Source organism: Amycolatopsis sp. WAC 04169 (genome assembly GCF_003947535.1).
Lineage (GTDB): Bacteria > Actinomycetota > Actinomycetes > Mycobacteriales > Pseudonocardiaceae > Amycolatopsis > Amycolatopsis keratiniphila.
Window position 1 is genome coordinate 572582 of the sequence record NZ_QHJI01000007.1, and the last position, 16117, is coordinate 588698.

The following is a 16117-nucleotide window of genomic DNA, read 5'->3' on the forward strand; positions in this document are numbered from 1 at the left end:
AGCACAGATCCACAAGTCGCCGTTACCCGCCTTTCGACGATCGACCCTTTTCGGAGCCGCACATCAGGTCCACCTTCACGTCAAGACAGCGTTCCACCGGACAGATTCCGAGCAGAGCCACCGTGATCAGGAGATCTGGCGAGTGACTGCGGCATAAATCGCAGGCCGGGAAGGACGAGTCCGCGAAAAGACACATCGACTTCTTCCGTGACAACCCTGCAGGTTCTCGCGCCGCCTTAGACAACTCTCTCCTCACACCCGACTCCGCTCCCCAACGTGGCGGCGGCTTGCCCGCAGACCCGCATCCGCACACCGATGCCGAACCTCAGCGTCAACGCACAGGAGCACCGGCCTCCTTTAATTAGAAGGATGACCACGCTTTCCACTGACAGCGCAGTCAAGTCTTACGCATATCGTAATCTTGTTCCTTCGAATCAACAAAGACCGAAGCTGCATCGGTTCACCGTCTGCTCGAACAACCTCAGTCCATTTCCCTCCGCAGCGAACTCCCCGGGCCTTCCCGGTCAGTATCCGGACCGGCGTCCTCGTTTCGTCCTCGGTCGCGACCGAGCCTTGATAGGGTGCGACGGTCACGATTCAGTCATCGGAGGAACATTTCGTGTTGTTCGAGGTACTCGGCCAACTCGAAGTCCGCAGGAACGGGCAAGTCACGTCGTGCGGTGGCCCGAAGCATCAGAAAATACTCGCCGCGCTCTTACTCGCCTTCGGCCAACCCGTTCCAGTCACCCATCTCGTGGACGTCGTTTGGGAGGCGGAGCCACCGGCGACGGCCGCCAAACAGGTCCGCAACGCGATTTCGGATCTCAGACGAGCACTTCCACCCGAAGGCCCTTCCATCGAGGCCGTCACCGGCGGCTATCGGCTTGACGCCAAAGGCCACCTGGACGCCGCAGCATTCATCCGAATGACGGAGAGAGCACGACACCGCTTAGCCGCCGGAGACGACTTGGCCGCCGCATCCGAGTTCGAGGCCGCACTGGCCCTATGGAGAGGCGATGTGCTCGCTGGGCTCGAGTGCCCTTCCCTGCAACCGCAGGTCGCGAAGCTCCGAGAACTCAGGCTCACCGTCTTCGAAGAGTGGAGTGACCTTCAGCTCGAACGAGGCAATCATCGTGCCCTCGTCGGTGAGCTGACCAGCTGGGCGCGAGAGCACCCGTTCCGAGAACGACTCACCGCGCTGCTGATGCTCGCGTTGTACCGATCGGGTTCGCCCGCCGAGGCGACCTTGGTCTTCCAGCGTCTGGAACGCCTTTTGCGCGAAGAACTCGGCGTCGGGCCTAGCGCCGAGTTGAAAGATCTGCATGAGCGGATACTGGCCAACGACGAGGCGCTCGCCTCTCCCAGGAAGCCACTTCCCAGATCCGATCTTCCCCGCGACACGCCTTCTTTCACTGGCCGCTCCCGCGAGCTTGTCAAGCTGATCACGCCCGCGGCAGACAGCGAGGCGACAGTTCCCGTCTCGGCCATCGACGGCATGCCGGGCGTCGGGAAAACCGCTCTGGCGATCCGTGCGGCTCACCGGTTGGCCGACCGGTTTCCCGACGCTCAGCTCTTCGTCGACCTGCACGCCCATACCCCTGGACATCCGCCACTCAGCCCAGCAACGGCCCTGGAAAAGCTGATACGAGCACTCGGGGTCGACAGCGATCGCATTCCCCACGAACTCCACGAACGCGCGTCCTTCTGGCGAGCCCAACTGACGAATCGGCGGGTCCTGCTCGTACTCGACAATGCCCTCGACACCAACCAGGTCGAACCTCTGCTTCCGGGCACGGAAGGCTGTTCGGTGCTGGTCACCAGCAGAAAGCGGCTAACCGGTCTCGATGCCGCGACGCTGACACTCGATGTGCTGCCGATGGCCGACGCACGTCGCTTGTTGTTCAACGTGACGAAGGACGCTCGACCCATGGCCGAGCCCGCCGCGACCACCGAGGTACTGCAGTTGTGCGGCAACCTGCCGCTCGCCATCCGTATCGCCGGCGCGCGACTGCGGCACCGTGGGTCGTGGAGCGTGTCGTATCTCGCTGACCGGCTACGGGATCAATGCTCCCGTCTCGAGGAACTGAAAGCGGACGACCACAGCGTCGCGGCCGCGTTCAAGTTGTCTTACGATCAACTACGGGACGAACACCAGGATCTGTTTCGTATGCTCGGTACAGCCCCCTACGCGGACATCGAACCTCACGCCGCGGCAGCCCTCCTCGGTCTGACGCCGGCCAAGGCCGAGGAGATACTCGAGGATCTACTGGACGCCCATCTGCTGGAACAGTCGATGGCGGGGCGGTATCGACTTCACGACCTTTTACGTTCCTATGCCGCCGACTTATCGGTCATCGAGGACTCGGAATCTCAACGGGAGGAGGCTTTCCGGCGGCTTTTCGAGCATTACCTGCGCACGGCCGCGTCCGCCATGGACGTCTTGTCTCCCACCGAACGAGCACACCGGCCGGCACTACAAGGCGGATCATCCGGGGCGCCACGCTTTTCAGACTACGACACCGCCTTGAAATGGCTGAACGTCGAACGAGTAAACCTCCTGACGGTCGCCGCGAAGTGTGCGACGCACGGACCATCGGCCTACGCATACCTGCTTTCCGCCACGCTGTGGCGGTACTTCCACATCAGCGGCTATCACAATGACGCGTTCATGCTGCACACCCATGGCATCGCCGCGGCGCGCGCGGCGGGAAACAGCCGGTACGAAGCAGACTCACTGGCCAGCCGAGGTTATGTCAATTGGTGGCTCGGCCGGTACGAGCATGCGCGGAATGACTGCGTGACGGCCGCCCGGCTCGCCGACACCGCGAATGATCGCAGCTTGGAAGGCCGCGCTCTGCACGCGCTCGGACTCGTGTACACCCGGCTGGGTGCCCATCGGGAAGCGCGCGCCACGCTAGAGGAAACACTGGCCGCCAGCTGGGATACCAGTGACCGAGTTCTCGAAGGCTATGCCTTACGAGGGCTGGGCGAGGTACATCATCGACTAGGGGACACGGAAGCCGCGGTGAGCTCGTACGAACAGGCGTCCGCCATCGCCCGCGAGGTGGGTAATATAACTGTGGAGGGCTATGCCGTACGAGCACTCGCCGAGATCCACGCCGGGCAAAGCGAGTACGGCAAGGCTTTGACGCACTGTCTACGGGCTCTGGAGCTGGCGAGAACGGGCAAGAACCGAAACATCGAGAACCGCGCGCTACGCACCTTGGCGGGAATCCACCGCGATATGGGGCGGCACGAACTCGCGATGCAACGCTATCGAGAGGCTCTGCGGCTCGCGGACGAAACGGGCAATCCGTACGAGGCCGCCTGTGCCCACGACGGCGTCGGCCAAGCCCACCTGGCACAAGGTCGGACCGTTGAGGCCCGTAAGCACTGGAAGCAAGCAGTTGCCATCTACCATGAACTGGGCGTTCCTGAAGGAGATCAAGTCAGGAAACGCCTCATGCTCTTGGATCACGGAGAGAACTGACACGCCATGTCACCAGCTTCGACCGCGGAAACAGCCACCCTGCTCCGGGCCGCCGGTTCCCTGCTCCCCCAAAGAGAGGTCCGCGGTCCCGATACGCTCGCCGCATACATGCTCCCCTGGCGGCTATCGGTCCGCACCTTGGTCAAAGTACCCGGTCTCCGGGCGTTGATCGTCAACGCCGTCAGGAGGCGCAAACCCGGCGCACTCTGGTTCGAACTCGTCCGGACCCGCTATATGGACGACATCCTGCTCCAGGAAATCCGCCAAGGCGCCGATCAGGTCGTGATCCTCGGAGCCGGCTTCGACAGTCGCGCCCACCGGATGCGCGCCGACCTGCAGGACGTCGTGGTGTACGAGGTCGATCGCCCGGCACTATCCCAACGGAAGCAGGCCCGGGTCCGATCGCTTCCGGCCGCTGACGTCCGCTACGTGACCATCGACTTCAACGACGGGAACCTCCATCGGGTGCTGAGTGACCGTGGCTTCGACCCCACCCGGCGGACGATCGTCATCTGGTCCGGAGTCGTACCGTACTTGAAGCAGCGCGGCGTCGAGGCCACCTTGCGCTGGCTGGCCGCACAGTCCCCGGGCAGTTCCATCGTCTTCGATTACTGCTGGCAAGAGGTGCTCGACGACCCCGGACAGATACCGGAAGCCGACGAAGCGATGCGCGACGTCGCTTCCCGTGGCGAACCATGGCTTTCCGGAATCCCACGAGGAACGGCTGCCTCCTTCGTCCACGCTTTCGGTCTTTCGGTCGTCGAGGACCTCGATCTGGCAGATGGTCAGGCTCGTTACCTCACCCTGCCCAACGGGGCCAGACAGGGACCGATCTGGACTTTCGGCGGCTTCGTGCACGCATGCGTGCCGAGCAGTTAGTCAAGCAGTCGGGAGCGGCGCCACAATGCCATGGTCAAGCGGCCCCGGAGAAAGCCGGCGTCGTGACAGAAGACGATCAATCGGCCCGTCATCCACCGCAACGACTCGTGATACCGCGGATTCTCCAGAGCGGCCCGGTACGCCGACTTCTTGTCCAGGCCGGCACGCCTATAGGTTTCAGGCCTGATGAAGGCTCGCCGCAACGACAACGCGAGCAGTGCGATACCGACCCGGTTCACCCATCGGGAAACCGGGCCGGCCGAAGCCATCGTCCGGACCGCGGCTTCCCGAGCATAGGCAACGTGACGAGCTTCTTCGACGACATGGATGCGTGAGATCATCCGTGTCAGCGGCTGCAACTCGTCATCAGCCATGCACTCGCGTTGCAGCCGATCGATCGGCTCCTCGAAGAACAGGGCGCTGGCCCAGAAGAACGGCCCCAGCGGGGCCAACGCCGAGCAGACGTTCAGGACCCTCGTCAGCGCTCTCGACTGCGGTACGGCCCGGCCACCCAACCGATCTATCGCCATCGCGAACATCGTCGAATGGCGGCATTCGTCTCCCACCTCGGTCAGTGCGTACAGCGCCTGGTCACTTTCCGGTTCACCCTCTTGAATCGAGCGGAGCAGCGAGCGCATCAGACTGAGCTCGGCATGGATGATCACCGACAAGACGGTGATCAACTCCTGTTTGGCGAGCTCCTCCCGACCTTCGGACGTCAATTCGTCCCATAACGGGGTTCCGTACAGTGATATCCGATGTTCGGGAAACCATGCCTTGCCGTCCACAGGCCCCGCGTCCCAATCGACGTCCACCGACGGGTCGTAGGAACGCTCGGCTGACGCCTTCAGAAGCCGGCGTGCGGCAGACTTACCCCGCAACACACTCTCCAACCACATCGGCAGCCGTCATCATTCGCCATTGTCGGCACGACAACGTTGAGCTGCGATCCACCACCTACAGTACGGGTTCGCTCCGGACGCGTCGCCTTGGCACCGCGGGGCGCCCTCCGAATTGCCTCCCGGACCGCCCCGCTGACGACTGGCTGGTCGTCAACTTCCTCACCGAGGACACGGTTCTCGGCCTTGCGAGGCCGCTCCCCGCGGAAGCGCGGTGTCGAGCCGCACGCCACGCCGACGTGCCACCGGCTCAAGTCACCTCCACGCAGCTCTGACTGCTGAGTATGTAGCGCATGTACAGCAGAACAAGCTCGTGGAAGCGATACAAGAACCGTCCTGCGCGGTCTGTCCCCGCCGTCTCGAGCAGCCACGCATCGAGGAGTTCGTCCAGAACCCACCCAGCCGCTCGTTCGGACATGCCCAGTTCCTCCGCCGCGGTACTGACCGGGAACTCGGCATGGCCGACAGCGGCCAGCCGTGGCAGCAAGAGCCGAGTCGCTTCGGATATCTCCATCATCGAATTCGCCAAGGTCGCCTGGACACTCAACTCGCCGAAACGCAGCTCGTCCAGGCGGGTCGCCGGATCTTCCAGTCGCCGGACCAGTACCGTCGCGGACCACTGAGGCCGGGTGGCCAAGCGCAGGCCCGCGACGCGGATGGGCAACGGGAGCCTGCCGCACAGGTCCACGATGGTGCGCGCCGCCGTCGGCTCTGCCAAGAATCGCTCGCTTCCGGCCGTCGCGGCGAGCAGATCGACAGCCTCGTTCTCGGTGAGCGGACCTGCGCACACCCGGTGCCCCACGGTTCCGGCCAAGGGCTTCCGGCTGGTGACGATCACGCCCGAAGCGGACGAGTGGGGCAGCAGCGGCGCCAGTTGGCTATCGCCGACCGCGTCGTCGAGCACTACCAACAGCCGCTTACCGGCTATGTGTGTCCGGAACAGACGGGTCAGTTCGTCGAGATTCCCCTGGTGTCGCCCTATGTTCACCCCCAGTGCACGAAGAAACTGTTTCAGCACCTCACTCGGGTTCTTGGCAGACCCATCCGGTCTTCGCAGGTCGGCATACAGGTCGCCATCCGGGAACAAACTCGCGTTGGCATGAGCGGCGCGCAAGGCCAGGCTTGTCTTTCCCACGCCGGCCATCCCGGTGATCAGAACGCACGACGAGGGCGCGGAGGTTCGCCGGCCGACTTGGAGAAGCTCCCGCAGATGGGCCAGCTCGAGCGATCGTCCAGTGAAGTCCGGTGTCTCCGGTGGCACCATCGCCGGGACAGGACGAACTCCTGCTTCTTGCTGCCCGATGCCCACCACCGGTTCGGCAAGACTGCCGTCGAGCACCGCCTGGTATGCCGCGTTCAACTCGAACCCTGGGTCAATGCCCAGTTCTTCGGCCAGCACCCGTCGCCCCTCATAGTAGGCAGCCAGGGCGTCGCTTTGCCGATTACAGCGACAGAGCGCCGTCATCAACTGAATCCGCATCCCCTCCCGCACCGGATGCTGGGAAACCAGGCCGACCAGTTCAGGTACGAGTTGGTGGTGCCTGCCGAGCGCCATTTCAGCCTCGATCCGATCCTGCAGGACGGTCAACCTCACCTCGTCCAGCCTCGGCTGCTCCGCAGCAGCGAGATGCTCGGTGACGTTGGCCAGCGCTGTACCACGCCAAAGGCGCAACGCGGCGCGCAAATATCTGGCCGAGTCGTGGTATCGGCGCTGAGCAAGGGCTTCCCTGCCGTTCCGCGCGAACTGCTCGAACTCGACCAGGTCCAACCGGGCCGACCCGGTTCGGATCAGATAGCCCGGCGGCTCGCGGACGAGTTCGATCTCGGGGCCCAGGTGTTTACGCAGACGCGACACGTACGTATAAAGCTGCGCATTCCTTGTGGCGGGCGGTTCCCAGCCCCACAGAAGCGTGCTGAGCCGCTCGTCTGAAACGGTTTTTCCGCGCGCCAGCAGCAAAGCGGCAAGCACGGTGTACACCTTGCTACCTGCCAGAGCGATACGACCTCTGTCGTCGCTCGCTTCCACCGGACCGAGAACTCTGAACTCCATCGAACCCCCAGCTCCCGCACAGATGGCCACGTGACCTCGCGCACTGCGGGAGTTCTGGTCGAGGCCTACCCTGCGAACCCCTTGGCATGAAGTATCGCGGGCAGGACAATTCTGGGCCGGGACCTGGGGCAGAACCAGTCTCCCGGCATGTCAGGACCCTGCGACGACAGGGTCCTGACACCACATATCGGATCGCTAACTATTGTCTCCGGGCGTCGTCTCCGAGAGCCATCCGGGCGACCGTTTCGGCCCGGGCGATGTCGCACTTGGACAACCGCCATCGACTCGTCTGGCAAGAACACGCGCTGAGGGCGCGCATCCGGATGACCTCTGCCTCGGCTCGGACACAGGCTCGCGATCGACAGATCATGAAGAGCACAAGATCGAATCCAGTCTGATCGACCTGGACGTAGACATGTTCGAGGCATCCTTGGGCCGGTGCGGAGGCACGGACCAGATCTCGCAGCCTGGCCGCGTCCATATCGGTTGGAGCCGAGCCGTCGAGTCGAGCGAGTAGCAGATACAACCGACACCACCGAAGTTGTTCGCCGAACAGACTTTCGCGGGACGGGAACGCGACCTCGGGTACACGACCACTGAGCTTTCCAACCAGCTTCGCCATCGAAGACTCACGAACTCGTGAACCCATGACTCGAGGAAACCGCACCCGCGCCTCGGCCGCACGGGTGCAGGCACGCGTTTCCAGGGTGGAGTTGGCTACACCCGCGATCCGGTTGCGAACACCCCGTCCAAGACCGCGGTGGGAGTAACACCCGGGATCCAACCGCGCTCCGCCGCGAGCGCGCCTGCCTGGAAGCGGCTACGGGCACCAAGCCTGTCCAACAGCCGGGAGGTGAGCCGGCGGCTGGTGCGCACCGATACGCCGAGCCGGCGAGCCACCACGTCATCGGTGTGGCCCTGGGTGAGCAATAGGAGAAGCGCGTGCTCCTGATCGGTGAGATCTTCATGTTGATGGCGTGGCACCTCGCCGATCTGCGAAGCCTGGGCCCAGACCTGTTCGAACAGAGCGTACAGACTGGCCACCACGGCGATGCCTGACAACACCACCGCGCCGAGGTCCGCGACATCCGGATCCACCGGTACGACGGCGAGACGGCGATCGTAAATAATCATTCGCGGAGGCAATTGGGGTATAGTACGCACCTGTGCGCCCTGCTCGATCAACCAGTGGGCGTACCTGGTCGTAGCCCGATCGTTCCGGATGCTGTCGAGATACACGTATCGGATGTCGACGCCTCGAGAGAGCAGTGCCGAATCAAGGGGTTTGGCCACTTCGAGACTCTGCGCGGGCTGCGCACCTCCCGGCGCGAAGACCACGACTTCAGTTTGGCAGGCGGCGGCGAGCTTCTCGATGCGCGACTGGATGGCGTCACGTCCCATCACCCTTACCGCGTCCGAGGGAGCGACCACGCTCTCTCGTTCACCGTGGTCGACAAGTAGCTGTGCTACGACCAGACGGGTGGAACTGACCCGCCTGGCGTGCTCAATCAACTCCGCCTCATGGCGGAGCAACAAGTAGTTCAGGGCGATTTCAGGATGAACGAGACGTTGCTGTCCGGGCTTCTCCAGCGATTCCCGGACGAGGGAGAGGCGAGCGAGCCCGTCGAGCACGGTGGTGATCCTGGTCTCCGGCCAGCCCAGTAGTTCCACCAACCCGGCCACTCCCAACCGCGGGTTCTCCAGCATCGCTCGGTAGACCGTCTCCTCGTCCTCGGTCAAACCGAGAGCACCGGTCACCCTGCTTTCGCTCAAAACAGTCGACTCCCCTCCAGCGCGCGCCCCAAACCGCCCGCTATTGCCCAGTCGGGTTTTCGGCCACCCCGACAACGAATATTCGCCGCCGCAGGAAGAACTTTCCGGATCCGGGCTATATGTTCGCCCGGCCGACGAGCCCGAGCACCGCCATCGCCCGCGTCGACACGAAGCATCCCACGGAGTAAGCGCCCGATCGAAACGACATGAACTACCCCAATTCGACGATTAACCCTCCGCACCCCTACCGTGAGAACGGAAAGCGTACTCCCCAGCGGAGAGCGCACACGAGGTCGCAGCATGGACACTTCCCCTTTTGCGCCACTACGCACCCACCTCCCCACCAGGAGAGAACCAGAGCTTCGCCCGCGAAAGATACCGCCGTTCGCGTGATCTGCGGGCGCAACCGAGAATGCCTCAAAGACTCAATGTCCTCAACTCGGCGCCAAAGGTCTTTCAGTTCATCGCCATGTCGCGCCCGAGCAGTCGGCCTCCGACAGGGAAACGCCATTCGGCCGATACGGGAAAAGGCTCAATGCCGGCTGATACGAACGATCCATCGCCTACGGCAGGACGGCAGTGAATCACTAGAGTGGATGCAGGATGTCGCCGCCCTGGCGAAAGAATTCTCCCGGTCGGGGTTCGACTTGAACCCCGACCAGGGGAACCCTTTGAGATCAAACCCCACGTCGTGCGGCCGGCTCGCCGAAGCCGAGCCTGCCTGGGCGAGACCACGCTGTCCCACCTCTGTCAACGCGGGTACCGTCGGCTCGAACGGTCTCCGGCGCCGCCGATGAAGAGCATCCTCGGCCTTCCAGGAAACCCGTCTTCACCAGGACCTACTGGAAGCTGATCGCCACGGGATCGGTAGCGGTGGACGACCCGTCGACCGACGCGACGACGATGCACCCCGGCGCCGCACCGCAGTCCACCTGCCCTGTCGGGTTGCCGGTCACCGGATCGACGCCCGCATACACCTTACGCACGGGTAGCCCGGCTGCGACCTGGCCGTTCGAGTCCGCCGTCACGGTCTTCGCGTCGCCGTTGCCCAGATTGCACGCGAGTACGCCACCGTTGAGAGAGCATTCCACGATGTGCACGGTGGCATTTGCGCCGAAACCCGAACCGGTCACACTCAGGGTCTGTCCGTCAGCGATGCCGGTGGTCGGACTCACCGTCAATGACGGTTGCAAAGCCAACGCGGGCGAAGTCCCGAAAAAGGTCAACCCGGCGACAAGGAACGCCATGGCGCCGACCCGTTTACCAATACGACGAATTGAACTGATCGTCATTTCGAACTCCTTAACATGATCGAGCGTGCATGCGACTAGATATCATCGAACGAGCGGTATCCAGTTGCGCTGTCACCTCCAATCGAATTCATCGACGAACAGACGGCCCCCAGGTATTTTCTTCCAGCAGAAAGAAATCGCTTGCCCGACAGAAAACGACGACTTCCCTCGAAACCCGACGCATGTACAGTGACACCTCTCCCCTTCGGTAAACATATGTCCCCAGACAACGGTGGGCTCGCGCATGTTGCACACTTGCCCACCTCATGATTATTTCGAACTCAAGCCCCCACGACCTGAACTTGACGTGGCAGCCTGTTGCCATGGCAACAGGCTGCCACCGTGTTCGACTACCCGCCCCCTTGTCCACCGCGACGAATAACGCCGATTTCCGGCACAATCGGTGCGGTATCCACATCGCCCGTCCCAGGATTTCTCTTGCAACACCCGAGCCTGACGGATATGCACCGGAGCCCGGCCCGGATAGCCCGGATATAGCTCCACAGTGGAACATTTCCGACGGATCAGCAGGCCGACAGTGCACAAGGTGAATTTCAGGACAGGAAACGAGGAGTCCATGGAGAGACGAAGCAGAAGTCTCATCTCGACCGATGATCTCACTGACGAAGACCTTCGGGCGATCGTCGGCCGAGGCGCCGAGCTTGCCTCCGGCGGACTCGTGAACAACGGGTCTTTGACAGGTCAAGTCGCCGGAATCTACTTCCGGATGACATCGACTCGGACTCGGACCGCGTTCTCCTCGGGCGCACTTCGGCTCGGCGGGCAGATCATCGCGTACGGCCCCGGTGACTTGCAGACGAATACCGGAGAAACGACAGAAGACACCGGAAGGGTGCTGTCACGAATGCTCGACATCCTCGTTGCCCGTACTGGAGGTGGGTGCGCGGAGTTGCGAGGCTGGGCCGAGGGAAACCGTATGTCGGTGATCAACGCCATGACCGCCGCCGAGCATCCGACTCAGGCACTGGCCGACCTCGCGGCCATGACCACTCGTTTCGGCCAGGTCGCAGGGCTCCGCGTGCTCTACGTCGGCGAGGGGAACAACACGGCTGCGGCGCTGGCGCTGACCTTGAGTCGCTATCGGAACACGGAACTAGTCCTACGGACACCTCCCGGGTACGGCGTGACCGGCGACGTCCTGGCGCGCGCCGAAACGCATGCTCTGCGATGCGGTGCCATCGTCACCGAACGACACGACATGGACGACCTGCCCTCAGGATTCGATGTCGTCTACACCACCCGATGGCGTACCACCGGCACGTCCAAGCCCGATCCACGGTGGCGAGAGGCGTTCGTTCCGTTTCAGGTGACAGCGGATCTCTGGCAAGGCAGCCCCAAGGCCGTCTTCATGCACGACCTGCCGGCTCACCGGGGCGAAGAGGTGATCGCGGAGGTCCTCGACGGTCCTGAAAGCATCGCTTTCGCGCAGGCGGAAGCGAAGATGCACAGCGCGATGGCGGTCATGGAGTGGTGCCGGGATGTCCTTTGACTTCCCGTTGACCACGAATTCACTCCGCCGCTCGCGCCGGTCGATACGTTTTCCTCCTATGTCAGGAGTTCCCTTGACGCAACCACGTCCTTTCGCCGTCATCTCGGGCGCGCAGGTCCGCAGGGTGATCCACGGTGCCGTTCCCGATGTCGTCGAGGTCATCGAGTCCGCCTATCGGCTGCACGGCGACGGGCAGACGGTGAACCCCGACTCGTACTTCTTGCGCTTTCCTGATCGGCCGTCGTCACGCATCATCGCCCTACCCGCCTCTGTTAAGGGCGACGTCGGGGTGCACGGAATCAAGTGGATAGGAAGTTTTCCAGGCAACCTGACGGAAGGCCTCCCCCGCGCGTCCGCGGTGACCATTCTCAATGACTTCGAAACCGGATATCCGTTCGCCTGCCTCGAAAGCTCGATCATCAGCGCGGCGCGAACGGCGGCTTCCGCAGTGCTTGCCGTGTCGGCATTGGCCCGTCGCCGGGGCGTCAGGCCGACCACGGTCGGTTTTCTCGGTACGGGCCTCATCGCCAGATACGTCCACACCTTCCTGGTCGACAGCGGTTTCACCTTCGAGCAGGTGGAAGTGCACGACCACCACCCCGCCTACGCTCACGACTTCGGCACCTATCTTTCGCGCAGCCACGACAAGACGGTGATCCGGACCCATCACCGCGCCGCGAGTCTCATCCGCGCCTCGGATCTCGTCGTCCTCGCGACCACCGCGGCCGAACCCTACTTGACCGACCGCTCGTGGTTCGACCACAATCCACTCGTTCTGAACATCTCCCTGCGTGATTTGGCTCCGGAAATCATTCTCACGGCGCACAACGTCGTCGACGACGTCGATCACTGTCTCAAGGCCGGAACCTCCCCACATCTGGCCGAACAGCGAGCCGGACATCGCAAGTTCATATCGGGCACCCTTCACGATGTACTGAAGGGTAGGGGTCCGATCCCCACCGACCGGCCGGTCGTGTTCTCGCCCTTCGGCCTCGGCGTCCTCGACCTGGCGCTGGCTCGGCATGTCTATGACACCATCGCCGAACGAGGCGAACTGCGCGTCATCGACGAGTTCTTCGCCGACCTGAGCCGGTATTCTCTCTGATGCTGGCCTGATGGCGGACGGTTTCCGGACGCGAAGACAGTTCGTCGCCAACCTGGCCGCCCCGTCAGAGGCCCTCTTCCGCCAGCCCTGCCTCGTCACACTCGAACCGGACCGGCAGCCAGGACATTCCCGCCATGAGATTGGAGTGGATCGGCTTCGGTTCGCCGGCGAGTTCGAATCCACTGGTCAAATCGCGCAGGGCCGAGAGCATCTCTCTCACTTCGACCCGGCCGAGAAAGGCGCCGAGACAGAAGTGCGGGCCGTAGCCGAAGGTGACGTGCTTGTTCGGTGTCCTGCCGAGGTCGAAGGCGTAGGGGTCGCTGAAGACCTTCTCGTCCCGGTTCGCGGCGATGTTCCACAGCGTCACGACCTCGCCCGCCCGGATCAACCGTCCCCCGACCTCGACATCGACCAGGGCAGTACGACCGAAATGCATGGCCGGAGTCGCCCATCGCAGTACCTCCTCGGTGGCGGTCTCCAGCGACACCTCCCGGTTCTTGAGGGAACGCCACTGCCGGGGGGACTTCGAAAGCGTCAGCACCTGATCGATCATGGTCAGCCTGCTGGTTTCGTCTCCACCGAGAATCAGGCTGTAGCAATTGAGCACGATGTCCCGGTCGCTCAGCGGCACACCGCCCACCTCGGAGGCGATCAGCGCGCTGATCACGTCATCGGCGGGAATTTTCCGCCGCTCGGCGACCAATTCGCTGAAGTAGAGCAAGATCTCGCTCCGCGCGGTCCAGGAATCGTCGGCGTCCTGGTTCGCTTCGTCGGAACTCAGCGAGGATCTCGTCAGGCCGAGCAGATGGGCGCGATCTGCTTCCGGCACACCGAGCAGGTCCGAAATCGTGGTCAGCGGGATTCTCGCCGCGATCTCGCCGGCGAACTCACACTCGCCACGTCGAACCGCGTCCGCCATGATTCGCCTGGTGTTCGCCCGCACACGGTCGGCCACTCTGTTCAGCGCACGCGGCGAGAACGCCTTGAGCATCACGTTACGCAAGTCCTTATGGCGTTCACCATCGGTGACCGCGAGCATTTGGCCCGCCGCCGTGTCACCGCCTGCCAACAAAGTGACGAGCACGTTTCCGCGCTCCGATGTGAAGTGCTTGTCGTCGCGGTACACCGCCATCACGTCGGCATGTCTGCTGAGCACCCAGAATCCCGGGTTTCCACGAGCCGGGGGGTGCCAGTGGACCGGGTGCTCCGCGCGCAGCCGCCGCCAGTATTCCCGCATGTCGTTTTCGAGATAGGTTCGGGGATCGACCAGGTCGATCGCGAGAATCTCGTCCGGGACCCCGGTCGTCCGGATGCTCATCGTGCCGCCTTCCTCGGATGTCGCGTCAACCGAAGGACGCGTTCGACAGGTCTGTCTTCCCGTTTTCGTAGGTTTCCCTGACCCAGTCGGGCCGGTACACGGTGCCCAGGTACCGCTCACCGAGATCGGGTGCGATCGCCACCGCACTCGTTTCCGGACGAGCCTCATGCTCCGTCAACCACCGCAGTGCTCCGCTGACCACCGCACCGGTGGACCCACCGAACAGGAACCCATGGGCTGCCATTCGACGGCAGGCTTCGATCGCGTCCGGCTCGGCGACGTGCACGACGTCGTCGAGCCAAGCCTCGTCGAGCAGCGCGGGCCGCACCGTCGTGCCGATACCCGGGATCATCCGCGGGCCGGGCTTGGCTCCACTGAATGTCACCGATCCCACCGCGTCCACGGCCACCACCTGGGTCCGCGGCCGGTTCCGCCGGAAGAAGCGGGCGCATCCCATCAGCGTCCCCGTGGTACCGGCACCGACGAACAGTACGTCCAGATCGGGGAACCTGTCCGCGATACCCGGCGCCGTGTGCCGGTAGTGGGCGATCCAGTTACCCGGATTCGAGTACTGGTCAAGCCAGACGTAGCGAGAGCTCCCCGAGCACAGCCTCCGGACATGGGCGATCCTGGCCCCCAGATAGCCACTGTCCGGGTCCGGTTCGGTGACCACATGCACGACACCACCGAATGCCTCGATCAGGCGCCGGTTCGCCGGCGTGCAGCGCGTGTCCGTGACGCACAGGAAGGCATACCCTCGACCGGTGGCGAGCATCGCCAGCGCGACTCCGAGATTTCCCGACGAGGACTCGACCAGTATCGAATCCGGCCCGATCAGTCCCTTCCGCTCCGCCGTGTCCACCATCTCGGCGGCGGCCTTGAGCTTGATCGAACCGGCGAAGTTGAAACCTTCGCATTTGAGGTAGAGGCGGCGGTCGTAGATGTTCTCCAGAGTCACGTAAAGGTCGTTCTCAGTGTACTGCTCTGGCGATCCGATGACCGGCATCATTCCCCTTTCCGACTTTCGATGGCTCAGCCGGGCGAACGGACCGTCGAGGTTCTTCCCGTGTCCAGTTCACTCTGCAATAATTTTGCGAGTTCCGGCAGCGAATCGTCAAAATAGAAGTGCCCGCCCGGCAGCGCTCGAATATCCGTTCCCGCAACCGAATGCTCTCGCCAGCGCCGCATTTCCTCGATGGTGGCGAAGGCATCCTCGTCGCCGGCTATCGCCGTGATAGGACAGGCCAACGGCGCGCCGCGAACATACCGATAGGTTTCGGTGAGCCGCAGATCGGCACGCAACGGGGGCAACGCCAGTTGCCACAGCTCGTCGTCTTCCGTCGATGTGGTGGCATCCGCGCCGCCCAATTCCCGGACATAGTCCCTGAGTTCGGTGTCGTCGAAGCTCAAGCCACGAGGTCGGGCTTCAGCCGGTGGATTGCAAGCCGAAACGAACAGCCTCGTCAACGGTGACGGAAACCGCGGCCGCAGCCTCCGCGCGACCTCGAAGGCGACGATGGCACCCATACTGTGCCCGAAGAACGCCGTCCGTCGGCAGAGGAGGGGTTGGATCTTTTCGGCGAGCCGGTCCGCCAATTCGGCGAGAGTGACGGCGAAAGGATCACCGACGCGATCCTGTCGACCCGGGTACTGCACCGAGATCAACTCGACGAGGGGCAGCATGTCCCCCCACTCCCTGAAGACGCTGGCGGAGCCACCCGCGTACGGGAAGCAGATCAGCTGGAGTCGCGCGTTCGGCCGCGGAACGTGGACCCGGAACCAGTCAGATCCGGCGAGCATC

Annotated in this window: 11 protein-coding genes; 4 read left to right on the forward strand and 7 right to left on the reverse strand. The window is 63.3% G+C overall.

The features are described from left to right. Positions 1–619: 619 nt before the first annotated feature. Entirely contained in the window at positions 620–3490 is a 2871-nt protein-coding gene (locus DMC61_RS21850; protein ID WP_125690870.1) for a BTAD domain-containing putative transcriptional regulator, read from the forward strand. 6 nt (positions 3491–3496) lie between these two features. Further along, positions 3497–4369 (forward strand): SAM-dependent methyltransferase, encoded by an 873-nt coding sequence (locus tag DMC61_RS21855; protein ID WP_125690871.1) that lies wholly within the window; start codon positions 3497–3499, stop codon positions 4367–4369. On the opposite strand, the gene DMC61_RS21860 is transcribed toward DMC61_RS21855, so the two are convergent. The 4 genes from DMC61_RS21860 to DMC61_RS21875 form a co-directional block, all read right to left on the reverse strand. Continuing rightward, positions 4366–5268 (reverse strand): diiron oxygenase, encoded by a 903-nt coding sequence (locus tag DMC61_RS21860; protein WP_125690872.1) that lies wholly within the window; start codon positions 5266–5268, stop codon positions 4366–4368. The genes DMC61_RS21855 and DMC61_RS21860 overlap by 4 nt on opposite strands. Before the next feature lie 250 nt (positions 5269–5518). Beyond that, complete coding sequence (locus DMC61_RS21865; protein ID WP_199750061.1) at positions 5519–7246, reverse strand: BTAD domain-containing putative transcriptional regulator; 1728 nt, start codon at positions 7244–7246, stop codon at positions 5519–5521. A 789-nt stretch (positions 7247–8035) separates the two neighbouring features. After that, positions 8036–9076, reverse strand: a complete 1041-nt coding sequence (locus DMC61_RS21870) for a helix-turn-helix domain-containing protein (RefSeq protein ID WP_125690874.1) — start codon at positions 9074–9076, stop codon at positions 8036–8038. 854 nt (positions 9077–9930) lie between these two features. Next, a complete protein-coding gene (locus DMC61_RS21875; protein ID WP_125690875.1) occupies positions 9931–10383 on the reverse strand; it encodes an enediyne antibiotic chromoprotein in 453 nt (150 codons plus the stop codon). A 577-nt stretch (positions 10384–10960) separates the two neighbouring features. Here DMC61_RS21875 and DMC61_RS21880 point away from each other — a divergent pair. Both DMC61_RS21880 and sbnB read left to right on the forward strand, forming a co-directional pair. Then, positions 10961–11893, forward strand: a complete 933-nt coding sequence (locus DMC61_RS21880) for an ornithine carbamoyltransferase (protein WP_125690876.1) — start codon at positions 10961–10963, stop codon at positions 11891–11893. A 58-nt stretch (positions 11894–11951) separates the two neighbouring features. Next, complete coding sequence (gene sbnB, locus DMC61_RS21885) at positions 11952–12998, forward strand: 2,3-diaminopropionate biosynthesis protein SbnB (RefSeq protein ID WP_125690877.1); 1047 nt, start codon at positions 11952–11954, stop codon at positions 12996–12998. 64 nt (positions 12999–13062) lie between these two features. On the opposite strand, the gene DMC61_RS21890 is transcribed toward sbnB, so the two are convergent. From DMC61_RS21890 to DMC61_RS21900, 3 genes are read right to left on the reverse strand one after another with little or no spacing between them, the layout of a single operon-like run. After that, positions 13063–14316 carry a cytochrome P450 gene (locus tag DMC61_RS21890; protein WP_125690878.1) on the reverse strand — a complete coding sequence of 418 codons (1254 nt, stop codon included), beginning with the start codon at positions 14314–14316 and terminating at the stop codon, positions 13063–13065. A 25-nt stretch (positions 14317–14341) separates the two neighbouring features. Then, positions 14342–15322 carry a 2,3-diaminopropionate biosynthesis protein SbnA gene (sbnA, locus tag DMC61_RS21895; RefSeq protein ID WP_125690879.1) on the reverse strand — a complete coding sequence of 327 codons (981 nt, stop codon included), beginning with the start codon at positions 15320–15322 and terminating at the stop codon, positions 14342–14344. A 26-nt stretch (positions 15323–15348) separates the two neighbouring features. Beyond that, positions 15349–16116 carry a thioesterase II family protein gene (locus tag DMC61_RS21900; RefSeq protein WP_125690880.1) on the reverse strand — a complete coding sequence of 256 codons (768 nt, stop codon included), beginning with the start codon at positions 16114–16116 and terminating at the stop codon, positions 15349–15351. Position 16117 lies beyond the last annotated feature (1 nt).